This is a genomic window from Chitinophaga niastensis, from assembly GCF_003014755.1.
GTDB lineage: Bacteria > Bacteroidota > Bacteroidia > Chitinophagales > Chitinophagaceae > Chitinophaga > Chitinophaga niastensis.
Window position 1 is genome coordinate 590,899 of the sequence record NZ_PYAW01000003.1, and the last position, 24,432, is coordinate 615,330.

21 protein-coding genes are annotated in these 24,432 nt (G+C 43.7%); 8 read left to right on the top strand and 13 right to left on the bottom strand.

The features are described 5' to 3' along the window. Positions 1–13: 13 nt before the first annotated feature. Together CLV51_RS16995 and CLV51_RS17000 are read left to right on the top strand one after the other, a co-directional pair. On the top strand, positions 14–910 hold the full coding sequence (locus CLV51_RS16995) for a type 1 glutamine amidotransferase (protein ID WP_106529252.1): 897 nt from the start codon (positions 14–16) through the stop codon (positions 908–910). 12 nt (positions 911–922) lie between these two features. Then, a complete protein-coding gene (locus tag CLV51_RS17000) occupies positions 923–2,119 on the top strand; it encodes a hypothetical protein (protein ID WP_106529253.1) in 1,197 nt (398 codons plus the stop codon). 67 nt (positions 2,120–2,186) lie between these two features. Here CLV51_RS17000 and CLV51_RS17005 read toward each other — a convergent pair whose 3' ends face one another. After that, on the bottom strand, positions 2,187–2,999 hold the full coding sequence (locus tag CLV51_RS17005; RefSeq protein ID WP_106529254.1) for a hypothetical protein: 813 nt from the start codon (positions 2,997–2,999) through the stop codon (positions 2,187–2,189). Positions 3,000–3,141: 142 nt separating this feature from the next. Here CLV51_RS17005 and CLV51_RS17010 point away from each other — a divergent pair, with 142 nt between their 5' ends. Next, on the top strand, positions 3,142–4,260 hold the full coding sequence (locus tag CLV51_RS17010) for a hypothetical protein (RefSeq protein ID WP_106529255.1): 1,119 nt from the start codon (positions 3,142–3,144) through the stop codon (positions 4,258–4,260). Between the two features lie 50 nt (positions 4,261–4,310). Further along, complete coding sequence (locus CLV51_RS17015; protein ID WP_106529256.1) at positions 4,311–4,697, top strand: RidA family protein; 387 nt, start codon at positions 4,311–4,313, stop codon at positions 4,695–4,697. Between the two features lie 98 nt (positions 4,698–4,795). On the opposite strand, the gene CLV51_RS17020 is transcribed toward CLV51_RS17015, so the two are convergent. The 4 genes from CLV51_RS17020 to CLV51_RS17035 all read right to left on the bottom strand — a co-directional run bounded on the left by CLV51_RS17020 (position 4,796) and on the right by CLV51_RS17035 (position 7,551). Next, complete coding sequence (locus tag CLV51_RS17020; RefSeq protein WP_106529257.1) at positions 4,796–5,101, bottom strand: rhodanese-like domain-containing protein; 306 nt, start codon at positions 5,099–5,101, stop codon at positions 4,796–4,798. Positions 5,102–5,139: 38 nt separating this feature from the next. Then, complete coding sequence (locus tag CLV51_RS17025) at positions 5,140–5,952, bottom strand: PASTA domain-containing protein (RefSeq protein WP_106529258.1); 813 nt, start codon at positions 5,950–5,952, stop codon at positions 5,140–5,142. Between the two features lie 115 nt (positions 5,953–6,067). After that, a complete protein-coding gene (locus tag CLV51_RS17030) occupies positions 6,068–7,054 on the bottom strand; it encodes a D-alanine--D-alanine ligase (RefSeq protein WP_106529259.1) in 987 nt (328 codons plus the stop codon). A 149-nt stretch (positions 7,055–7,203) separates the two neighbouring features. Continuing rightward, positions 7,204–7,551, bottom strand: coding sequence for a 4Fe-4S dicluster domain-containing protein (locus CLV51_RS17035; RefSeq protein WP_106529260.1), 348 nt, complete (start codon positions 7,549–7,551; stop codon positions 7,204–7,206). Positions 7,552–7,646: 95 nt separating this feature from the next. Here CLV51_RS17035 and CLV51_RS17040 point away from each other — a divergent pair, with 95 nt between their 5' ends. Together CLV51_RS17040 and CLV51_RS17045 are read left to right on the top strand one after the other, a co-directional pair. Next, a complete protein-coding gene (locus CLV51_RS17040; RefSeq protein WP_106529261.1) occupies positions 7,647–8,645 on the top strand; it encodes an aldehyde dehydrogenase family protein in 999 nt (332 codons plus the stop codon). A gap of 422 nt (positions 8,646–9,067) precedes the next feature. Then, positions 9,068–10,651 carry a trypsin-like peptidase domain-containing protein gene (locus CLV51_RS17045; RefSeq protein WP_106529262.1) on the top strand — a complete coding sequence of 528 codons (1,584 nt, stop codon included), beginning with the start codon at positions 9,068–9,070 and terminating at the stop codon, positions 10,649–10,651. A gap of 260 nt (positions 10,652–10,911) precedes the next feature. Here CLV51_RS17045 and CLV51_RS17050 read toward each other — a convergent pair whose 3' ends face one another. The 3 genes from CLV51_RS17050 to proS all read right to left on the bottom strand — a co-directional run bounded on the left by CLV51_RS17050 (position 10,912) and on the right by proS (position 16,222). Next, positions 10,912–11,673, bottom strand: coding sequence for a LytR/AlgR family response regulator transcription factor (locus CLV51_RS17050; protein ID WP_078672331.1), 762 nt, complete (start codon positions 11,671–11,673; stop codon positions 10,912–10,914). Next, positions 11,670–14,600: a sensor histidine kinase gene (locus CLV51_RS17055; protein ID WP_106529263.1), complete on the bottom strand. Its 2,931-nt coding sequence runs from the start codon at positions 14,598–14,600 to the stop codon at positions 11,670–11,672. Before CLV51_RS17055 ends, CLV51_RS17050 begins: the two co-directional genes overlap by 4 nt. A gap of 146 nt (positions 14,601–14,746) precedes the next feature. Further along, positions 14,747–16,222 carry a proline--tRNA ligase gene (gene proS / locus CLV51_RS17060; protein WP_106529264.1) on the bottom strand — a complete coding sequence of 492 codons (1,476 nt, stop codon included), beginning with the start codon at positions 16,220–16,222 and terminating at the stop codon, positions 14,747–14,749. A gap of 291 nt (positions 16,223–16,513) precedes the next feature. On the opposite strand from proS, the gene CLV51_RS17065 reads away from it, so the two are divergent. After that, positions 16,514–17,524, top strand: a complete 1,011-nt coding sequence (locus tag CLV51_RS17065) for a hypothetical protein (RefSeq protein WP_106529265.1) — start codon at positions 16,514–16,516, stop codon at positions 17,522–17,524. Between the two features lie 160 nt (positions 17,525–17,684). Then, positions 17,685–19,250 (top strand): OmpP1/FadL family transporter, encoded by a 1,566-nt coding sequence (locus tag CLV51_RS17070; RefSeq protein ID WP_106529266.1) that lies wholly within the window; start codon positions 17,685–17,687, stop codon positions 19,248–19,250. Between the two features lie 201 nt (positions 19,251–19,451). Here the strand turns inward: CLV51_RS17070 and miaA are convergent, their stop codons facing one another. From miaA to CLV51_RS17095, 5 genes are all read right to left on the bottom strand, one after another. Further along, entirely contained in the window at positions 19,452–20,351 is a 900-nt protein-coding gene (gene miaA, locus CLV51_RS17075; protein ID WP_106529267.1) for a tRNA (adenosine(37)-N6)-dimethylallyltransferase MiaA, read from the bottom strand. A 122-nt stretch (positions 20,352–20,473) separates the two neighbouring features. Continuing rightward, positions 20,474–21,055: an IS1096 element passenger TnpR family protein gene (locus CLV51_RS17080; RefSeq protein ID WP_106529268.1), complete on the bottom strand. Its 582-nt coding sequence runs from the start codon at positions 21,053–21,055 to the stop codon at positions 20,474–20,476. Positions 21,056–21,152: 97 nt separating this feature from the next. Further along, positions 21,153–22,589: a CCA tRNA nucleotidyltransferase gene (locus CLV51_RS17085; protein WP_106529269.1), complete on the bottom strand. Its 1,437-nt coding sequence runs from the start codon at positions 22,587–22,589 to the stop codon at positions 21,153–21,155. A 70-nt stretch (positions 22,590–22,659) separates the two neighbouring features. Continuing rightward, positions 22,660–23,229, bottom strand: coding sequence for an L-threonylcarbamoyladenylate synthase (locus CLV51_RS17090; protein WP_106529270.1), 570 nt, complete (start codon positions 23,227–23,229; stop codon positions 22,660–22,662). A 21-nt stretch (positions 23,230–23,250) separates the two neighbouring features. Then, on the bottom strand, positions 23,251–24,387 hold the full coding sequence (locus CLV51_RS17095; protein ID WP_106529271.1) for a glycosyltransferase family 4 protein: 1,137 nt from the start codon (positions 24,385–24,387) through the stop codon (positions 23,251–23,253). Positions 24,388–24,432 lie beyond the last annotated feature (45 nt).

Here is a 24,432-nt window from a genome sequence, read left to right on the forward strand (position 1 = left end):
GTAATTTTGTAGCATGCGTCCAATTAAAAACAGCTGGAAGGTAGCCGTGCTGGATATGTATGAAGGTGTTCCTAATGAAGGAATGCGATGTATCCGCGAGATACTGTCGAAATACGCCAGCATGCACGCACTCGACCTGCAATTTGATGAATTTGAAGTGCGGCAGCAACAACAGGTGCCAGACACTTCTTATGATATTTATATCTCCACAGGTGGCCCCGGTAGCCCGGTAGACAGTGAAGGCAGTGATTGGGAAACCGCTTATTTTTCCCTGATCGATGCACTGCTGGAATGGAACCGTACACACGAAATCAGTAAGCCGGTATTCTTTATATGTCACTCCTACCAGATCATGTGCCGGTATTATAAACTGGGAAATGTATGCAGGCGCAAATCACCTGCGTTCGGCGTTTTCCCCGTGCATAAAACCGCTGCAGGCATGCAGGAGAAAGTATTCAGCGCCCTGCCCGATCCTTTTTATATAGTTGATAGCCGCGACTGGCAAGTGATAGAGCTCAACTATAAAAACTTACAGGCAATGGGTGGCCACGTATTAGCACTGGAAAAACAAAGACCGCACGTACCGCTGGAACGCGCTACCATGGCCATTCGGTTCAATGATCATTTTATTGGCACCCAATTCCATCCGGAAGCAGATGCGGCCGGTATGCATATGTACCTGCTGCAGGAAGAAAAGAAAAAACAAGTGGTTAACAACCACGGCATTGCTAAATATAACAGCATGATCAGTCAACTCACTGATCCTGATAAGATCATGCTTACGCACGATCGTTTCATTACTGCCTTCCTGGATTATGCCATTTATGGCAGCTTGTCTGAAAGACTCGCCGCTATTGAGCGATTGGTACAGGTAGCCACTCATACAGATAATGAGCATTCTTTTTTCTAATTAAAAGACACCATGATTACCGCAGTCAGAACATCCTATAATAAGCAATTCACCCCGGCTAAGTACAAGCAATTTTTAGCTGGTATCGCACAGGACGCTGGCATAGCGCCCGCTTTCCGCATAGCGGAAACGCCGGTATTTATACCCGCAGCGCTCAGCACAAAGCTGGTACAGGCCTGCGAAGAAATTGTGAATGTCATCCTGCGCCCCGATTTCAAAACCATTACCACGGATGCCATTCCGGCGGCACTGAAAGTACCGCATGAAAATGATCATCCACATTTTATTGTCATTGATTTTGCCGTATGTAAAGCAGAAGATGATTCGCTGATTCCTCAGCTTATAGAACTGCAGGGCTTTCCCACGATGTACGCTTTCCAGGAAGTAATGGCCCGTCAGTTTAAAGAACATTTTGATATCCCGGCATCACTGAATAATTTTTTTAACGACCTGGATGAAACCTCCTATTACCAGGTGTTGCGCGAAATGATTATTGGAGATTGTGCGCCGGAAGAAGTGATCCTGCTGGAAGTGAAACCGGAAGAACAAAAAACCCGTATTGATTTTTATAGCACTGAAAAAGCATTGGGGATCAAAACTGTTTGTTTAACAAAGCTGATACAGGATGGTAAAAAATTATTTTATGAGAGAGATGGCATTAAAACGCCCATCCGACGCATCTATAACCGTATTATTTTTGATGATCTGCAGCAACAGTCTGCTACCCTGGGCGAGCATGTAAACCTGTTCCAGGACCTGGATGTGGAATGGATCACCCACCCTAACTGGTTTTACCGCATCAGTAAGTATATGATGCCTTTTATTCACAGTGAATATGTGCCTAAAAGCTGGTTCCTGCATGAGTTGCCGGTAATCCCTGCCGACCTGGAGAACTACGTGTTAAAACCACTTTTTTCTTTTGCAGGGCAAGGCGTACAGATTGATGTAACACCGGAAGATATTGATAAGATAAAAGATCCTGAAAACTGGATACTGCAACATAAAGTAAAGTATGCACCTGCTATCGAAACCCCAACGGGGTCTGCTATTTGCGAAATACGCATGATGTATATATGGGCAGATGGTGCTGCTCGCCCTGTACTGGTACATAACCTCGCACGAATCAGTAAGGGAAAGATGATTGGCGTAGGATTTAACAACAAAGATACCTGGGTAGGTGGTAGCTGCTGCTTCTTTGAATTTGAATAACATGGTTATTTTGTTTCAATGCAGCTATACTGTTGAAACAAAATAACCAGTCACTTATATCCTGATATTATTTTTTTTGCTCGGAAAGATACGCTTCGCGTTCTTTTTCTGTCCATAAGTTCTCTACCAGCGGACCTTTCGTATACTCACTCCTGTTGCCCACACCTATCGCTATCTCCCCATTGACATTGCTTTTGGCAATAATATACGGCTGACCATATTTTTGTTGGCCTGCAAAAATAACAGCGATGTCTGTGCAGGAAAATTCTTCTGTTTCATCCAGTGTAATTTCCTTGTTATTGTCCAGCAGATTTTCTGTCTTATAATTAATCTTACTACCCTTCCGTACATATAATTTTTGTCCGATGTACTTTTTCTTCAGCCACTCATAATTACCATTGATGATAACAGGTGTGGTGGAAAGATGGTCGGCATCTACCTGGTAGAGTACTGTTTTGTGATCCGCATCCCAAAGTGTAAATATCAATAGTGTGCTGCCATCTTCGTTGTGTTTCCTGTCGTAATCAACAATTTTAAAGGTTTTATTTTCCACCGCTTTGTAAGGGGTATAAAAATGGCCGCCCCTGAGTACACCTTTGTAAGGCACCTCCACCATGCTTTTCAGCTTTATATTATCCAGCAGAGAATCTTCTTTGTTCTTCGCCAACCGCTTTGGGTTCAGCTTTAAAAAAGTGATCTCCTGCCCTACCAGTGTTAGCTGAGCAATATCAGCTGTCAGGTGCTGAAAAGCAATACTACTGTCGTAAGGAATCAATGTTGGCTTCGTTGGCTTCTTCTCCGTGTCTCTGTAGGTTATCTGTGCGGAAGCGCCGGATGTTGCTACCAACAACAGAAACAGAGATAAATTTTTCAATTTCATATGAATTCAAATGTGCGCAAAGATATAATGTCTATGGCTATACGAACGTCCAAAAAGCAAATACATTGCGTAGCGCCTTACTATCTTCATAATAATATTTACATTTATAGCTATATCTATATGTCAACTAATACCTATCCTTATGTTTAGTAACCTGGCCATCGACGTTGCCTTGGGCCTTATTTTCATTTATCTGCTTTACAGCCTGCTGGCATCTATTCTTCAGGAACTGATAGCAAGAGTATTTAATTCCCGTGCACGTATACTCACCAAAGGTTTGCGCCGGATGCTGGAAGAGGATGACCATAGCGCCGATCTGGGATTTTTAGGAAGATTTACCTTTTTCAACTGGTTTTGTGAATTGGGTTGGAGCGTGTTCTATTTCTTTGCACCTTTTAGAAAACAATCTTTTCTCAAAAAATTTTACGATGCTCCTTCCATCCGCTACCTGGGTGAAAACAGTGCCGCAGCCAGACCAGCATATATTAGTCCGCAGATTTTTTCTCAAACCATGCTGCACCTGTTACGCGGCAGCAGCAAAGAGCCTCAGGCTACAGATGCCCTGGCTATCAGGGATAGTTTGGCGCATAACTATCTGCAAATGGCACCGGATACACAAACGCATCTGCAAAATCTCTTTGAAGATGCCCATCATGATGTAAAACAATTCCGCGTCAATATGGAAGGCTGGTTTAATGAAACCATGACGCGTGCCAGCGGCTGGTACCGTAAACAAACACAAACCTGGTTACTGGTAATAGGCATTGGTATTGCAGCTTTGTTTAATGTAGATTCCATTGCCATTGCACGTATCCTGATGAAAGATAAAAATGTAAGGGAACAAATGGTGCAGCTGGCAGTGAGCCGCACACCTGCCTATACCGCTATAACGGATACGCTTATACGTAAAAACATTGTTCACAAAGACAGCGCCTTTTTCCGTTCCGATACCTCGCTGCGTGTATTCGTAAACGATACAGCCCTCATCGGTGTATATGCAATGCTGCGCAATGATGCAGGAGATGCTAAGAACGTATTGGGAATCAGCCGGGGATGCCTAACAGATAGTTCCGGCGGACATAAAATTACGCGTTGCGGCTTTACACATCCTTTCCAGCAAAATGGTTGGCTCATCTTTGCCGGATGGCTGGTAACAGCGCTTGCTATCTCCCTTGGTGCGCCCTTCTGGTTTGATTTACTGGGAAAAGTGGTGAAATTCAGGTCTACAGTACCGGCTCCGGAAACTGCGTCCCCACAATAAAGAAGATGTTGTAATTTTGGAGATCTTCTCATCTCTCTAAAATATACCGTATGAAACGTACTATTTACTCTTCAGGGGCTATATGGGAAAGCAAAGTAGGCTATTCCCGGGCAGTAAGGGTAGGCAATGTAATTGAAGTATCAGGCACCGTAGCGGTGGACAATGATAAAGTAGTGGCAGAAGGTAACGCCTATGAGCAAACGAAATTTGCACTGGCAAAAATTGAAGTAGCACTCATCAATGCCGGCGCTACACTACACGATGTAGTACGTACACGTATGTTTGTTACAGATATCTCTAAATGGGAAGAATACGGACGGGCACATGGGGAGTTTTTTAAAAGCATCAAACCTGCCACTACTATGGTAGAGGTGAGCAAACTGATAGACCCGCGCTACCTGGTAGAAATTGAAGCTACTGCTATTGTGCAACTGTGATTTCTATGATTTTTTTGATTCTCCTGATGCGAGAAGATTATAACAAAGATCTTCGTAAAAATCTCTACTCATCAGGAGAATCATATTAATCATAAAAATCACAGTCCCAGTTCCAGCCACTTATTCATACCACCGACCAGGTTTTTGGTATTGGTAAAGCCCATAGTGTCCAGCAACATGCAAGCCTGACCGCTGCGGTTACCGCTGCGGCAGTATACAATCAGTTCTTTCTCTTTCCACTCTTCCAGTTCATCTACCTGCATCGCCTGTATATGACCTAATGGAATATGTACACCACCGATGTTGAATTCAGCACGCTCACCAGGCTCTCTTACATCCACTATATAAAGCTCTTCGCCGCTGTCTATACGCTGTTTCAGCTCTTCTGCTGTTATGTTTTGCATAGTTATAAAGAATTTAAAATCAAATTACACCATTTTCACTATTCCTGTGGAATAGGCTTTTGCGCAGCACTATCACCTGTTGGCTTAGTTGCCGACAACCAAAAGTCCACACTTTCACCGGCTCTCACCATATTAAAATCACCTATTTCATTTTTGCGGGTAGGTACCTGCTTAATAATAAAGGCGTTCACGGTATCTGTTACACTTGGATCTATAATGATTGTGCCGGCACTCAGGTTGCTGGCGCTCAGCATTTCCCTGGCTTCTGCGTAAGTAAGTCCTACAAAGTTAGGCACCGGGTTTTCCACACTGCCGGTACCGCTGCTGAGGATCAGCGTAATATTGCTGCCTTCCGCTACCGGTGTGCCGGGCTTGACTTTTTTACCGTTCAATAATTGCTGTAATACTGTATTGGTAGCAAAATCAGGCTTATAAATAGTGTCTCCCACGTTCAGGCGCATACTTTTCAGCATCATTTCAGCACTACGGAAAGTAAGTCCTTCCAGATCCGGCATTTTCACCATTGGTGCCACCATTTTATTCACCGTGAGGTAGATGGTTCTACCCACCTTTACCTGTGCGCCTTTGTCGGGTGTTTGCGAATATACCGCCAAAGGAGGAATGCTATCAATATAAATAGAGTCTCTTACATCCGCTTCAAAACCTGCTTTTTCCAGGGTGGCAATAGCTTCCTTTACATTTTTTCCGCGCACATCAGGCACTGTTAGTTGCTGTCCGTGTTTGGTAATGAAGCCCAGCATGGAAAAAAACAGCAGCGCCAGTATAAAAAAGAAGGCAATAACAGCTAAGAGATTAAATCCAAATGAGCGTTTGGTAATAAAGTCGAACACGATAATTGTATTAAGTGTGATAATCTTTGGAATTACGAATTACGAATTGCGAATTACGGCGCTGTCGGCAGATCTTCGCGAAAATTCGTAATTCCCAATTCGTAATTCGTAATTATTATTTCATGCATTCTTCGAGCAATGCGCCATAGAATGCCTGTAAAGTTTGCCCCGATGCTCTTACCTGTTGCGGCACCAGGCTATTCTCTGATTGCCCTGGCATAGTATTTACTTCCAGAAAAAATAATTTCCCGCTGGCTTCTTCATATATAAAATCAATACGCGTAATTCCCTTACAGTTCAGCTTATTATACAATATGGTAGCTGTTTGCTGCACCAGGCGTGTAATTTCGTCTGATACTGGAGCCGGCGTAATTTCATTAGATACACCTGGTGTGTATTTGGCTTCGTAATCAAAAAACTCTTTGCTGCTCACCACTTCGGTGATAGGCAGCACTGTGATGCCGCCGTTGGCACGATACAGGCCAATGGTCAGCTCACGGCCTTTGATAAACTCTTCAATCAATACCTGGGTATCTTCCTTAAAAGCTTTTTCTATAGCAGGTTGCAGCTCTTCAGCAGTCTTCACTTTTGACATACCAATGCTGCTGCCTCCTTCAGCTGGCTTAACAAATACAGGTAAACGCAGTTGCTGTAATATCTCTGCAACAGCATAAGGCTGATCACGGAAAATATGCACTGATTTGGATACATTCACTACCTGCAGTGCATCTACCACTTTATTGCAGTAACTTTTGTTGAAAGTTAACGCAGAGGTAACCATACCACAGCTGGTAAACGGAATACCAAGCATTTCAAAATAGCCCTGTAAACGGCCATCTTCGCCTGGTGTACCATGAATACCTATAAATATTGCATCAAAAGTGATTTTTTTGCCGGCTATCGTTAAAGAAAAATCATTTTTATCTACTTCAGTTACATGCCCATCCGCGCCGGTATAGCTCCAGTTCTCTTTTGTAATGATAATCTTGTATACCGCATATTTACTGCTATCAAGGTTATTTTCAATTGTTACCGCACTTTGAACAGATATCACATATTCTCCGGAATATCCACCGGCTACCAAAGCTATATTCTTCTTCATAAGATATTTTACAATAAGCGGGTAAAGTTAAAGGTTATTTGTTAATTGTCAAGAGCCGTACCCCCGGCCGCTCGTTAGGGTTCAAATTACATAAAAAAAACCGTCCCGGCCAAAGCCGCGACGGTTTTTTAAGCTTCCTTTACCATATTTTAGATGTGCAGTTTGGCTTTCTTTCCTAGCAGCTCATCAACTGTTTCCTGATACATTTCGTCAGGTACACAACAATCTACCGGGCAAACAGCCGCACATTGCGGTTCTTCATGAAATCCCTGGCATTCAGTACATTTGTTGGGCACAATATAGTAGGCATCTACACTGATTGGCGCATTTCGCTGGTCAGCATCCATTACTGTACCATCCATCAATGTATAGGAGCCTTTTACGGTGGTGCCATCAGCAATGGCCCATTCTACACCGCCCTCGTATATTGCATTGTTGGGGCATTCTGGTTCGCAGGCGCCACAGTTTATACATTCGTCTGTTATCTTAATTGCCATAGTGTAAACTTTTTAGTTAAGTAGTAAGCCATTAATTTTGTGTGACAAAAATAAAATTTTCCCGGTTTAATTAAGTCAATTATTTATACAGTTTCATGAATATAGCAGAAAAAGAAGCCGCGTTGGTTCGTTTAGGCCAGTACCTGGCGGATAAAAGCCCGGAATTGGAAGCAGTGAAAGAACGTGCTTATATCGCAAACGGATGGTTTATTCCGGCATTTATTGACAAAGCAATCGATAATATCTGTCAATATTTCCTGGCTCCCGCACCTTTACAGCAGTGGTTACAGCAGTATCCGGAAGCCGCCAATGGCCGTTTTCCCAAAAAAGTGGGCATCGTGTCTGCCGGTAATATCCCGATGGTAGGCTTCCACGACTGGCTTTGCGGTTTCGTAGCCGGACACCAGGTAAAAATGAAACTTTCCGGTAAGGATGAAATACTGATGAAACATATCCTCCAAAAAATGGGAGAATGGTATCCTGACCAGGCGCAACAAACAGAAGTGCAGGATATGCTGAAAAACTGTGATGCCTATATTGCCACCGGTAGCAACAACTCTGCCCGCTACTTTCACTACTATTTCGCAAAATATCCACATATCATCCGGCATAACCGCACCTCAGCAGCGATACTCACCGGCTCAGAAACACAGGTTGAGCTGGAAGCACTGGCAGATGATGTTATGCAATACTTCGGATTGGGTTGCAGAAACGTTACCAAAATACTGGTACCGGTAGGCTACGACTTTACACCGCTGCTCACCGCCCTGGAAAAATACAGTTACCTGGCAGATCACCACAAATACAAAAACAACTACGATTATAACCTGGCCCTGCTGCTGCTCAACAGTAGCCCCTACCTTACCAACGGTAGCATCCTGCTGCATGAAGCCACCTCCCTGTTTTCGCCCATAAGTGTATTACATTACAGCTACTATGTGGATATGGCCCAGTTGCAACAGGAGCTCACCGGAGAGGAAGTATTACAGTGCCTCGTAGGTCGGTCCTTCACGCCCTTTGGTTACGCACAACAGCCTTCCCTGAGCGATTACGCAGATGGTGTGGACACCATGAAGTTTCTATTAAGTGTATAATGAAGTTTTGTCTTTCTCCCGATTAGACTGATTATGCTGATTACCCCGATTTTATTCTTTTGATTTAAAAAGATTAGCGAAGACTAAAGCGGAAATATCAGCTTCGATCTTCGCTAATCTTTTTAAATCCTTCAAAATCAAAAGAATAAAATCAGGGTAATCAGCATAATCAGTCTAATCCTGGGAAAGACAAACGCCTTCTAACAAATTGTCGTAATTACTTGTTATATTGACAGATAACCTGCCATACATGTCAGACTTGTATTAAGGCGTATTTAACGATTGCTGTAAAAAATTGTTAAAGTAAAATGGCCCTGCTATGTTTCATTCCTTCACATAATTAAATTTGTACCCAAGGCATGTAAATTGATGACATCCCAGCGTTATTATATCAGTTAATCATCACGCAAACACACTATAATATGAAATTCAAGCAAATTGTTGCAACTGTTCTTATCAGTTTTGTAACTGCCGCTGCCTCCATATTTGTGTACAGCAAATATCTCCAATCAGGGCGGTCTAATTTTTTCCAGAATGGCAATACTGAAGTCCCCGTAAATTATGCGCGTTACATGCCCGGCACCCAGGGGCGCTCCAACGCTGCAGCCCCCACTGATTTTACGGCAGCCGCTAAAACAGCTGTTCCCGGCGTAGTACATATCAAAACAAAGATCAATCCACGCCCCGTTACCAATGGCAATAATCTCCAGCAAAGACGCAGTATCCTGCAGGATCTTTTAGGAGATGACTTCTTTGGCAATGAATTCAATGGTGGCGGCGATGGCCGTAAATACTATATTCCCGGCCAGATGGCCTCCGGCTCAGGTGTACTTATTTCTGCAGATGGTTATATCGTTACTAACAATCACGTAATAGCGGATGCAGATGAAATCAATGTATCACTGAGTACCGAAAACAAATCCTTTAAGGCTAAACTCATAGGTGCCGATCCCAGCACAGATCTGGCGGTGATTAAAATAGAGGCCAAAGCTTTGCCTTACCTGTTGTACGGTAACTCAGACAATGTGGAAATAGGCCAGTGGGTGCTGGCGGTAGGTTATCCCTTAAATCTGGATGCTACGGTAACTGCCGGTATTGTAAGTGCCAAATCGCGCTCCATCGGTATCAACAGAAGTGGTGGAAAGGTAAACACGGCTATCGAGTCCTTTATACAAACCGATGCGGCAGTAAACCAGGGCAACAGTGGTGGTGCGTTGGTAAATACCTCCGGTGAACTGGTGGGTATCAACTCTGCCATTGCTTCTCCAACCGGCTCTTATGCAGGATATTCCTACGCTATCCCGGTGAACCTCATCAAAAAAGTAGTGAACGATATCCTGAAATATGGTAACGTACAAAGAGCTTACCTGGGTGTAAAATACCCTACACAGGCAGCTATATCTGCTATGAGCGATGAACAGTTGAAAGAAATTGGTATCCGCAGAGATGTGAATGGTGCACAGATCACAGAGGTGATTCCTAACGGTTCCGCAGCAGCGGCCGGTCTTCGCTCCGGAGATGTGATTACCGCCATCAATGGCGTAAATATCCCGGGACCTTCCCAGATAGGCGAGCAGGTAGCCCGCTACAAACCAGGTGATAAGATCAGCATTACTTACTTGCGCGACGATAAAGAAGTAACTGTGAATAATGTGATCATGAAAAACGTGAAAGGCAATACTGATGTGGTTAAAATAACAACACTGGATCGTTTGGGCGTTGAGCTGTCTGAGCTGGACAAAGAAGATGCTGCCAATATGGGGATTAACGGCGGGGTACGGGTTACTGATATCGGCAACGGTATTATTAAAAAACAAACCACGATGGCACCAGGCTTTGTGATACTCAAGGCTGGTAATACCTCCATTACCTCCGTAAGTGCGTTGAGCAATGCACTGGATCAACAAAAAACCCTGAAGCTGATAGGATTCTATCCTGAAAAAGGTGGCAATATCTATTACTACAATATCAATACCGGTACCGGAGCAGGCACAGAAAACCTGTAACACCGGCGATGTATAATTTAAACAAAAAGTCCCGTCTCGGTTAAAGGAGAACGGGACTTTTCCATTAAGTCAATACATGTAGTGCCTGGATAGACTTACCATGCAATTAGCCATCTATGAAAACCCATATTAAAAATAATATAAGTATATGATTGACTTTTACATTACTTCGTCAAAGGCTAGATTAGTTTAGGGAACGCACAGAAAAGCCGGTTAAGCGCTAAGCCACCGGCAGTAATGTATACGCAATAATTTTAATCTTACAGGTTAATCACCCCTTTCAGTTGTGTAAAGAATTCGTCCTTTTTGCGGGAAGAGATAGGAATATTCTTCTGATCGCTCATCACTACAGCGGTTCCAAGGCCTTTGATGATTTTTACGATGTGATGAATATTGATAAGGAAGGATTTATGAACACGATAAAAACCCTTATCAGAGAGCATTTCCTCATATTCCTTCAAGGATTTTGAAATAAGATGAGAAACGTTATTGATCAGCTGAATTTTGGTGTAGCTGTCAAATGCTTCACAATAGATGATATCCTTGAGGTCAATTACATTATAACCATCATTTACCGGGATTACAATCTTTGAGAAAGCGTTGTCATTGTTCTTTACATAATCTTTCAGAATAGATGCCAGTTCGTTAAGCCGGCCCTTTTTACTTTTCTTTACTTTTTCCAGGGCATCTTCTACCTCACTCACCTTGATAGGCTTCAACAGGTAGTCCAGTGCGGCAAATTTAATGGCCTGCAGCGCGTATTCCTGAAATGCGGTGATAAAAATGACTTCGAAATTCAACACCGGAAACATCTCCAGTAATTGAAACCCATTGTGTGGAGGCATCTCAATATCAAGAAACAGTACATCAATGGGGTTGTTCTTAATCATTTCTGCCGCCTCATTGATATTTTGCGCTTCACCGACAACTGTCACATCTTTGCAGTAGTTCTCTAGTATATTGCGTAAAATATGAATGTTGCGGACTTCATCGTCTACAATGGCAGCTTTTATATTACTCATAACATCTTAACAATGGGAATCAGTATTTCAACTAAGGTACCTTCCTTATTGCCGAAACCAGATTTAAATTTATCAATAATTTCTAACTTTCCAACACTTCCATTAAAAGATTTTATAATCTGCAGCCGCTCCTTAATCACGCTGAGCGCTGTGGACTCGTGTTTTATCAGTCTTGAATTTTTAATGCTGTTGGACTTGTCCCAGCCTATTCCGTCATCATCTACCGAACAATATAACAGGTCATCCACCATTTCCAGGCGTATTTCCATGTAACCGCTAATATTCTTGGGTGCCAGACCATGTTTAATAGCATTCTCCACTATTGGTTGAATAATCATTGGCGGAATATAGATAGTATAATCCTTCAGCGCATCTTCCATGATGAAGTGATAGGTAAATGAATGCGCAAACCGGATCTTTTCCAACTCAAGGTAACGGGTCAGAAAAGCGATTTCTTCTTCCAGAGAAATATAGGATTTGCGGGAATTGTTGAGCATCTGACGCATTAGTGTTGCAAAATCTGCCAGAAAATTCAATGCCTGCTTCTCTTCTTTTTCCAGGATAAGGTGTTGTACCGAGTTCAGCGAGTTGAAAATAAAATGCGGATTCATCTGGTTGGTAAGCGCTTTAGCCTCCAGCTCCGCGATGCGCCGGTTATATTCTGTTTTCCTCTTCTCTGCCTGCTTGATACGCCTTACAATATAGCGCAAAACAACGAGAATTAATAATACTCCTGCCAGGAGGAGTATACCCCTCGCCCACCATTCCTGGTACCAACGGGGCAAAATATTCACGTCCATGCTCAATGCAGCAGACCATTCGCTTTTATACTTCCGCGCCCTCACCATCAGTTTATAACTACCAGGTTGCAGGTCCGGAAAAGGGATAATATTGGACATGGTGGTTATCCAGCCATTAGTCGTATCTCCCGAAAAATTATATTGGTACTGTACCAGCTCAGGCAAATCAAATACGATGGTACCAAATTCTGCTTCAAAAGACGCCTTGCGCTTGTAGAGGTGCACAAAATCATGACCAGGCAGGAAGGTGCTGTCGCCATACCGGATATTACTAAGGTAGATGACCGGTGGGATTGTATCTACCGGTATATGATCTCCGTTGAAATAACAGAGGCCATTGGAAGTGGCTATGTACAGAATGCCATCATCGTTGAATACTCCCCTGATATCATCTGACATGAGGCCATCATTGGAAGTGATATTGCGGGTGATGGATTGCGCTATTACATCAATTACAGAAACACCACGATTGGTGGCCACATAGAGCCGGCCTCTGCCATCATAATATAACTGCTGGCAAATATCGCTGGCGAGGTTATTGGCGGAAGACAAGTGTTTTACAATGGAGTCGTTGTGCATTACATAAATACCCTGATCACTGGTACCTATCCACAGGTAGCCATCTACCCATTTAAGGTCTTTGATGCTTAGTTTGCGTAAGGTATCCGCGCCGGCAGGTTTTAGTTGTTTTTGCCCATCGGTACAATAATACAAGCCGGTGTTGGTACCCACATAATAGGCCGAATCGTTGATACAGGCTACAGAAGTCACCAGCATATCCAGGTCGCCGATGGTATAATCATCTAGGGCAATAACCTGGTTTTTGGCGGCTATCCTGATTTTGCCGGCAGGTGAAATATCTACATCCTTCAGCATTTTAACTGCTTTCAGCAATAATGATTTCTGTGTGGTGGTGTTAAAACGGTATAGCCCATTGTCCGTTCCAATGAGTACACTATTATCATTGGAAGGCAAAATAGTCAATACACTGTTATGGCCGGTAGTAGTGTCCAGCGTAAACTGTTTAATATTGTTGTTGCGGTCTATAGTATTGAGGATACCTGCATTTTGACCAATCAGCAGCATCTCCGATTTTTTATCTTTGCAGATGCTGAAGATGGAGTGCGAATACAAACCATTGGTATTATCCAGATAACTGAAATAGAAATTTTTATACGGGATATTATATACACCATCGCCAAAAGTGGTGATCCAGATATTACCATCTCTGTCTTTCAGCAGAGAGGTGATATAGTGGTTATCCAATAGTTTGATGACTTTCCGCTCTCCCTTAAAAAAACCTTTGAGATAATATAAGGCGCGCTGTGTGCCCACCCACAGGTTATCATTATCTATACAAATATGACTGATGTCGTCATGGATGCCCCATTCAGCACCATTTAAGAAACATATCGCATCTTTTGCAGTGTAGGAGTACAGGGCGTTACGCACTATTACCACAGCATTATCGTTAATGCGTGTTAACAGTTCCGGATCACCTAACGGGTACGGACAAACGGGAAATATTTTCTGAGAAGGGTTATTGGGATCCCGGAGACCATCTACATGAAAAGATGCTTCCAGGGGATGAAAGATGCTATCATTACGGATCAGGAAAAACAGGTCTGTGCCGCTGGCACCCAGTTTATCGTAGATTGTTTTTTTACCGGTGTACTGAACAATCCTGTTATTGGTATTGAGGAACCATATGTACCCCGCTTTTCCTTCAAAAGCGTATTGCATATAATGGCTACGACTGTTAAAGATAAGGGAAGAATCGTTTGCCTCACTGTGAATGACTGATTTATCATAGAAAGAGGGCTTGCCGTTGAGCGTAAAAAACCACACCCGGCCTTTGGTATCGGCAGCCAGTTTAAACACATCATTATCCGTGAGCCCGTCTTTTTTGGCGTAGTTACGGAAACGTTTTCCGTCAAATTTGCTGACGCCGGTAGGAGTAGCAAACCATATGAACCCGTCCTTATCCTGCACAGCAGCATAAACAGTGGCGTTAGCCAGCCCGTCTTTTACATTATAGTTACGGATCATAAGGCCCTGAGCCAGGGCTGTTGTAACTGTGCAAAAGAAGACCAGCCCCCATAACATTATGTAACGGATAAAGGGCATCGGATCATTTTAATGATTTATTTCAGGTAATGGGCTCCAAATTACGAGTTGGGAATTACGGATTAACAGGGAGATATTACCGATAAATCTACGGGAATATCTACCCACAAATCCGTAATTCCTGATTCGCAATTCGTAATTCCTTCCTAATATGCTCTTGCAAACAACACCCTTTCTTTGGATGGTTTACCTGTTAGTATACAAGTTCCTGTTTCCTGCGGGTTATTGAGCGGGATACAGCGTATAGTAGCTTTTGTGCGGTCTTTGATCTGTTCTTCTGTTTCAGCTGTTCCATCCCAGTGAGCAGACACGAAGCCACCTTTTTCATCCAGCACTTTTTCAAATTCTTCAAAAGTGTCCACAAATGTAATGTGATCATCTCTGAAAGCTTTTGCTTTATTAAAGAGGTTGAGCTGAATTTCTTCCAACAGTTCCTGGATACGGGCTGGTAAACCATCCAGTGACAGGCTCATTTTTTCTTTTGTGTCGCGGCGGGCAACTTCTGCCACATTATTTTCAAGATCTCTGGCGCCAATGGCTATGCGAACAGGTACGCCTTTCAGTTCGTACTCTGCAAACTTCCATCCCGGGCGGTTATTATCTGAATCGTCATATTTAACGCTGATGCCTGCACGCTTCAGTTCTGCTACAATAACGTTTACCTTTTCATCGAGGGCTGTTTTTTGATCAGCGCCTTTATAAATTGGTACAATCACCACTTGAATAGGGGCAATTTTGGGCGGCATTACCAGGCCTTCGTCATCGCTGTGCACCATGATCAGGGCACCAATGAGGCGGGTAGATACGCCCCAGGAGGTAGCCCAAACGTGTTCCAGCTTATTTTCTTTATTGGAGAATTGTACATCAAATGCTTTAGCAAAGTTCTGACCCAGGAAGTGAGAGGTACCAGCCTGCAAAGCTTTACCATCCTGCATCATTGCTTCCACGCAATAGGTTTCTACTGCGCCTGCAAATCTTTCGCTGGCAGATTTCACCCCGCGTATTACCGGTACAGCCATGAAATTTTCCGCGAAATCAGCGTAGATGTTCAGCATCTGTTCAGTTTCTGATATTGCTTCCGCCTGGGTAGCATGGGCAGTATGCCCTTCCTGCCAGAGAAATTCAGTGGTACGGAGGAACAGGCGCGTACGCATTTCCCAGCGCACTACGTTTGCCCACTGGTTGATCAGCAGGGGTAAGTCGCGGTAGGACTGTATCCAGTCTTTATAAGTATTCCAGATAATAGTTTCGGAAGTAGGGCGAACGATGAGTTCTTCTTCCAGTTTAGCTTCCGGGTCTACGATTACACCGCCACCGTTGGGGTCGTTTTTCAGGCGATAGTGGGTTACTACAGCACATTCTTTTGCAAATCCTTCTATGTGAGCTGCTTCTTTACTCAAAAAGCTTTTAGGAATGAACAAGGGGAAATATGCATTCTGATGACCTGTATCCTTGAATTTACGGTCCAAAACATCGCGCATGGCTTCCCATAAGGCAAACCCGTATGGTTTTATTACCATGCATCCACGTACAGCAGAATAATCTGCCAGTCCGCCTTTCAACACCAGGTCGTTATACCACTTTGAATAGTCTTCTGAACGGGCTGTGATCTCTTTACTCATAAAAAATATCCCTTATTTATATATCCTTGATTTTGATCTGTCTTGTCTTCAATTTGTCATGTAAAAATTAGGCCGCTGCCGCAGCTGACAAAGCATGAATTGGCTTAATTTTTGTCTTAATATATTAGTACATAAGAAGAAAATGTCACAAACATAGATGATAATCGTAAAGCGACAAATAGTTATCATAAAATAATATAACGTACCCTGTGTTATTGTAACTTTCTTCCTGTTAAATTCGTTAAAAAGGAGTAAATTTACTATACGAATCACGCATAAAATATATTTCAAATGAAGCCTATACTATATATTGCACTGGCCGGATCGCTCGCATTGGGAGCCTGTTCCAGTACATACAAGACGGCTCAGACCCCGGACGATGTGTATTATTCTCCGCGTCAGCAGCAACGTACCTATGCTTCCACCAATGGCTCAAATGGTAACAGTAAGCAGGATGAAAATGCCAATTATACCCAGGCTGCAGACGAAGAAGGTACTTATGTAACTTACCAGGATGAAGATCAGGGCGACTATCAACGTCGTTTGAACCGTTTTGGCAGCAGCGGCAACAGCTATTCCGGTGGCTACTGGGATGGTTATAACGCAGCATCCTCCAGTCTTTATATGAATAATTATTACGGCATGAGCCCTTACAGTGGCTTTGGCATGATGTATAGTCCATATAGCAGCTTCTATGGCCCTTCTTTAAGCTTTGGTCTCGGCTTTGGCTACGGTGGTGGCTATTGTAGCCCATGGAGTACAGGGTTTTACGGCGGTGGCTGGGGTTACCCTTACATCGGCAGTTATTATCCTTACTACGGTGGTGGTTTTTATGGTGGTGGATACTATGGCGGCGGTTATTATGGCCATGGCGGATACGGTGGCGGTTATTATTCCCGTCCTTCCAACTCCTACGGACCGGTAAGAGGCAGCAACGAAAGAATATCAAGACCTACTTATACCAATAGTGGTGGTAATGGCGGCGGCGGATATACCCGCCCTTCCAGAAGCGGCACATTACAACCATCAACTGGTGGTTACAATGGTGGTACTCCGTCTTCAGACAGACCACGCCGGATATTCCAGCAGTCTAATTCTGAAAGACCTGTTACCAGACCTTCCGGCAATTATCAAAACAGCGGCGGTAACAATAGTGGTTATTCCCGCCCACAAAGAGTTGAATACTCCAGACCAGCATCTACACCAAGTTATACACCTCCCAGCTCAGGCAGCGGTCGTGTAAGCGGTGGTAGCAGCAGCGGTAGTGGCGGATATAGCCGCCCTTCCAGAGGAGGCCGTTAATAAAAACATTTTACAAGATAAGCGTAGCATAAAAACCTACGCTTATTTTTTATACCTGCACACGTTTTCTATTGATGAAACGTTATACAGCATATCGCGAACACGTTAGTATTAGCAATAGTATACCCGCATAGCAATCTCAATTTTAAGAATACAGTATATGATTAAAAGACTTTATCCTCTTTTAGGCGGCTTGTTTATATCTGTAACAGCCATGGCACAAAGTTCCAACGACGCACTACTTTACTCACCCAATCAACCTATCGGAAGTGCGAGAGCACAGGCACTTGGTGGCGCAGGTGTTGGACTGGGAGGAGATTATTCATCCGCGCATACTAACCCGGCAGGTATTGCCATGTTTAAAACAGGGGAATTCCTTATTTCTGCTGGTGTAGGGATTAGCGGCAATACTTCCATGTATCAGAATAATAACACTGCTGATAATAAAGGAAGCAGAACAAACTTCCAGCTCCCTAACATCGGGGTAATTTTTGCTACTAATAAACACAGCGGCAGCAGCTCCTGGAACAATATTACTTTTTCCATCGGCATGAACCGCCTGGCGAATTACAATAATAAATTTGCTATTGCCGGCTATAATAATGTGTCTTCCTACTCCGATTCCTGGGTAGATGACCTGGTGGGCCAGAACGGTGATGCCTATAAATCAGGATTTCCGCTGGGCGCCAGTCTCGCTTACCAAACCTATCTCATTGATCAATATACCAATCCTACTACCGGTAAGATTGAACCACTAAGCAAAGCATCTCCAACAAGACAGGTGGGTGGTCCTATTGCGCTGCAGCAACGTGGTACCATTGAAACAGAAGGAGGACTCAATGAATACGCATTTGCAGTAGGCGGTAACTACGGCGACCGCTTATACATCGGCGCCAGTGTAGCTCTTCCCAGTATCAATTACAAGGAAACCCTGACATGGTCGGAAGATGATGCCAGCAGTAATCACAACAACGACTTTAACTATTTTGACTATAAAAAATACCTGAAACGTACTGGTTTAGGTATAGGTGCCAAATTTGGTATCCTGTATAAGGTAACAGACCGCTTCAGATTGGGAGCAGCTATACATACACCTACTTTCTATAGTATGCACGACAGCTACACGGCAGACATGACGGCCGATGTAGAAGGTACCAGAGGAGTTACCAGTTATTCCTCTAATGATATCCTGAACGGATATCCGAAAGAAAACGATTATAACTATACAGCACCTTTTCGCGCAATGGGTGGTGCATCCTACTTCATCGGTGATATTACTGATCCGAAGAAAACACAGGGTTTCATTACCGCTGATTATGAATATGTAAATCAATCTTCCGGCAAGTTCAAAATGAGCAACGACCGGAATTTTGAAAGTGAACTCAATGGTAATATCAGTGCTATATACAAGTCGGTATCCAATGTTAAAGTGGGTGCGGAAGTGAAATTCTTATCTCTCTATGCGGTAAGAGCAGGTTTTGCTGCTTACGGAAATCCGTATAGTAGTGACAGTTATAACGCCGGTGTAGATGCATCCCGTAAAGTATACAGTGGTGGCCTGGGTATCCGCAACAAAGGTATCTATGCTGATCTGACCTATAGTTATACACAAGGTAAAGACAGGTATCAACCATATACTGTTGTTGATGCAGGTTACACACCTAAAGCAGCCACACTGGATTATACCAGGAGCAATATTATAATGACTGTAGGTTTTAAATTCTAAACCGCTGATTTTTGTGATCAGGATGATTATCCTGATTTGCGAAGATAGAAGCGATGTTTATAAAAGCAACAGCCTGTTACAGTTGGTCTGTAACAGGCTGTTGCTTTTATATTTTTATTCCGTCTTAAAACTATGCTATCCTTGTGTTGACATTCGACTATCTTTCGATTCGCATTCGTCTGTCATTCGATTAATCTCGTATCAAAGTTTTTGCTGCAAACAGGTAATCATCTCCTTTCCTTCCCTGGCATCAAACCATTCAAATGCAGGATCTTTTTTGAACCAGGTGAGCTGGCGTTTTGCATATTGGCGGGTATGTGTTTTAATATCTTCTACCGCTTCATCTAAAGAGATATATCCGTCGAGGTAACTAAATATTTCCTGGTAACCTACGGTGCGTAAGGCGTTGTGTTCGCGGTAAGGGAGCACTGATCTGACTTCTTCCACCAAACCGGCTTGCATCATGAGATCTACGCGGTGATGAATGTTCTGGTGCAGTAATTCTTTGGGTAAAGTAATACCCATTTTAATGATCCTGAAATTGCGTGGAGAGCGGGTAGCACTACGGAAAGTGGTAATGGATTGTCCTGTTGCATCCAGTACTTCCAGGGCGCGGATAAGTCGTTGCGGATTTTGCGTTTCTGCTGTTGCAAAAAATGCAGGATCCCGCTCCTGTAGTTGTTGTTGCAGCCATACAAGGCCGTGTTGTGCAAACTGTTCGTTCAGGTGGGTGCGAATGCCTGGAGCAATAACCGGCATATCGTCTATTCCTTCCGCGAAAGCCCTGATATAAAGACCGGTGCCGCCACACATGACTGCTACATCGTTCTTTTCGAATATTTGTTGCGTGTATTGCAGCGCGAGTTTTTCGTATATCCCCGCATTTACATCTTCCTTAATACTATGTGAGTTGATGAAATAATGCGGAACAGTGGCCAGTTCTTCAGGTGATGGCTTAGCCGTACCAATGGAGATTTCCTGGTAACATTGCCTGGAATCTGCAGAAATAACGGCAGTTTTGAACAGTTGTGCTATTCGTACGGATAATGCTGTTTTACCGGAAGCAGTAGGACCAGCAATAATTATGACTGTTTTTTGCATGAACCCATATTAAAAAAAATTACGAATTACGAATTGTGAATTACGGTGTTATAAGCGAAGATCGCCCCGATCCGTAATTCGCAATTCGTAATTCGTAATTTTCTATCAGCGACTTATTATAATTAGAAATTATTCTCTTCTTCTCCGCCAAATTCTTCACCACCATCGCTGCCCATAGCATCTTCCTCTTCTTCCCCTTCTTCGCCGAAGCCGTCTGCATCCATACCTTCTTTATTGAGGTCGTATTTTTCTTCCATCTCTACCAGCTTATCGCCAACCAGCCCTTTGGTGCCATATTGGCTGGGGGCCAAGCCTTCTTTGCGTACACAGGAAGGGTATACTACTTTGCTGTTTTCATCTTTGGAAACACCGATCAGTTCTACCAGGAACGACCAGTTTTTAGCGAAATCGTAGAGATAGATAAATTTCTGATTGGGATCCTTTACTGCCGTAGCAATAATGGTTTCCGCCATCAGCAAGGGCTCCGCCTTACGTGGTTGTTTGTCCAATTCAAGGATTATTTCCCGGCCACGTTGCCAGTTATCGTTGCTACGGAAAAAAGTAGCTTTATGTTTTGAATCAAATTCGAATGCTTGCAGAATTGCCTGATGAAATAATAAAAACGTCTGATTCGGCTTAATGGCGATGTCTCTGTAGACACTTTCATCTTCTTCCCAGTAAACTCTGAATTTCAAAACCGGCATGACAAAAAGGTTATAAGTTATATAAATGTTTAAACACTCGGTTAAGTGCAGTGATTATAATTATTCGTGTATTTTCGGCTCTGTAAAATTACCAATTTTATTTAACTGGGGTAAGATTCAATGCACCTGCTTTTTTCAGCAAAAATGCGTATGCCGCCTCGTACGTGTTAGGGATTTCGCCATCGAGAATAGCTTCTCTGATGGCGCTTTTCAGATCACCTACGATCCTACCCGGTTGCAGCGCGAATGTTTCCATAATCATTTCGCCGGTTACCGGAGGCTGCCAGTTGCGGATCCGGTCACTCTCCTCTACTTCCTTCAACCGCTTGCGCACTAACTCAAAGTTCTCCAGGTAACGTTTTACTTTGGTTTTATTTTTTGAGGTGATGTCTGCTTCGCACAACATCATCAATCCATCTATATCATCACCTGCATCAAATAGTAATCTTCGGATAGCCGAATCCGTTATATTTTCTTTTGTAAGACTGATAGGCCTGAGATGTAGTTCTACCAGCTTCTTTACCAGTTTCATTTTATCATGTAATGGTAATTTGAATCGGGTAAAAATACGGGTGACCATTTTACCTCCCACCGCATCGTGTCCATGGAATGTCCAGCCATGGCCAGGTTCAAATTTTTTGGTAGCAGGTTTACCGATATCATGCAGCAGTGCTGCCCATCTTAGCCAGAGATCACGTGTATTTTCTGCTATATTATCAACTACCTGCAAGGTATGATAAAAATTATCTTTGTGCCCTTTTCCTTCATACATCTCAACACCCACCATATCAATCATTTGTGGGAAGATGATTTTGAGGAGTCCGGCCTTATATAGCAAGTCCAGTCCCACAGAGGGTTTAGGGGAAAGCATTATTTTATTAAACTCATCTGTAATTCTTTCCTGGGAAATGATACGGATGCGTTCTGCATTTTCCTGAATAGCGGTAAATGCGGTGGCTTCAATAGTAAATTGCAGCTGCGACGCAAAGCGGATAGCGCGCATCATCCGTAGCGGATCATCACTAAAAGTTTGAGCCGGTGCGAGTGGTGTGCGGATAATTTTTTTATCCAGGTCCGCCAGTCCGTTGAAGGGGTCCAGCAGTGTGCCATAATTGGCTTCTTTCAGGCTGATGGCCAATGCGTTGATCGTAAAATCACGGCGGTTCTGGTCATCTTCCAGGGTACCAGCCACCACTTCCGGGTTACGGGACTCCTGCCGGTAACTTTCTTTTCTGGCGCCAACAAATTCTATTTCCAGGTCGTTCCATTTTACCTGGGCGGTGCCATAGGTCTTAAAGAAGTTCACTGCAATATTATTGCCTAAGCTCTCTGCTACTTTGTGTGCCAGTGCGATACCATCGCCTACACACACTACATCCATATCTTTTGTTCTTCTTCCCAACAGTTTATCCCGCACAAAGCCACCGATCAGATAGGCTGGTACACCCAGTTCATGGGCTGCCAGTGCTATCTTCTCCAGCACTTTTCTTTCCTGCAGGGAGCAGGGTATGTCCAACGGCTTGCTGCTGATCATATAAAAATATTCCTGTTAAATTTTATTCCTTTCGCTGAAACCAGGGCGCAAATGTAATAAATAAACAATTTTAATCCCGGATTATCGCGATTGAACCATCTTTTCCTATCCTGATGATCCTGGATGCAACGTTACCGGCGGCTTCTTCCTGCCGGTGACGTACAATATAATCCACTCCTTGTTTTATTACCGGCGACACTTCGCTAAACTGTGCCGGGGCGGGCGCTCCGCTGATATTTGCAGAGGTAGATACCAGTGGTTTACGCAGTCGCTTGATCAGGTGCCGGCAAAAAACGTCCTTTACAATACGGATAGCAATGCTGCCATCTTCGCTGATCACATTTGGCGCAAGGCCCAGTGCACCTTCATAGATCACTGTAGTAGGACGGGTGAAGCCAGCGATGATATCGGCAATATCCGGGCGGGGATTGGCCACATAATGCAACAGGTCGCGTACATCGGCCAGGAGTACCACCAGGCTTTTGCTTTCGCTACGTTGTTTGAGGGCAAATACTTTTTGCACCGCCGCTTCATTGGTAGCATCACAGCCAATGCCCCAGATGGTATCTGTAGGGTACAGGATCAATCCGCCGTTACGCAGTACCGGCATAGCTGCGCTGATATCATCTTCAAAAATCATATGTATGTTACTCTTTTGATCTTAGTTATTTAGCTTCCTATATACTTTCATCATGTCTGCCGCACATTTTTCCGGTGTGAATAAATGTGCATGCTTCCACCCTTTTTCCTGCATATCCTTTGCCAATACCGGGTTATTCACTATCTGCCGCATTGCGGCGGCAATGGTGCCGGGATTCAGTGGATCCACATAAAGTGCCGCATTGCCCGCTGTTTCCGCGAAGCAGGAACCTATAGACGTAATCACCGGTGTACGGCTCCACAGCGCTTCCAGAATAGGAATACCGAAGCCTTCAAAAAGCGAGGGATAAAGTAATGCCGTAGCGCCCTGATAGAGCAGCGGCAGCTCATTGTTTTCCAGGCGGCCATGTTCATTGAGGAATATCACCTGTTGTGTGAGGCCATTGGTTTCCAGGTAAGCTTTTACTTTTTTCTTGTATTCACCACCGCTGCCAAGCACCACCAAAGGCAGATTAACCTCTCCTTTTAGTGTATGCATGGCCGTTACGATCCCCAACAGGTTCTTACGTTCAATGATAGAACCCACATATAAAAAATACCGGGGAGGCAACTGGTATTTAGTCCTCAGTGCCGCTATCTCCGTAGCTGTGTGACTCACTGCAAAGGCTGGATCACAGCTTTGGTATACTACTTCAATTTTATCTGCCGGGGTATTGTAATATGTGATCAGGTCCTGGCGTGTCTGCTCGCTGATAGCCACTACCTTATCTGCATAACGGCAGGCGTAGCGGGCCTTCCGGCGATAGGTGAGCACATCAACCGGATTATACTGCCGGGGATATCTCTCAAAAATAAGATCATGCATCGTTACCACCGATTTAATACCGCTCTGGTGGATGCCAAAGGGTAATTCATGGCTGAGTCCATGGTAAAGATCTATATGATGCCGTTGCAGGTCTTTTACCACAAAGCGGCTGCGCCAGGCAGACTTAAACCAGCGATGGACAGCCTTTTCAGGCAGTACCACCTGCAGATCCGGCCATTCGCTTATGTCATACATATTTGTTTGCTTAGGAGCAAACAGATAGTATGCATGCTCCGGAAAGCCCGTCACCAGTGATGATATGAGCGTGCGGCTATAGTTACCTAAACCTGTATCGTTCTGGAAAGCGCGCTTGGCATCGAATCCTATCTTCATAAATTTTTGCGAAGTCAAAAGTCAAAATTACGAATTACGAATTGC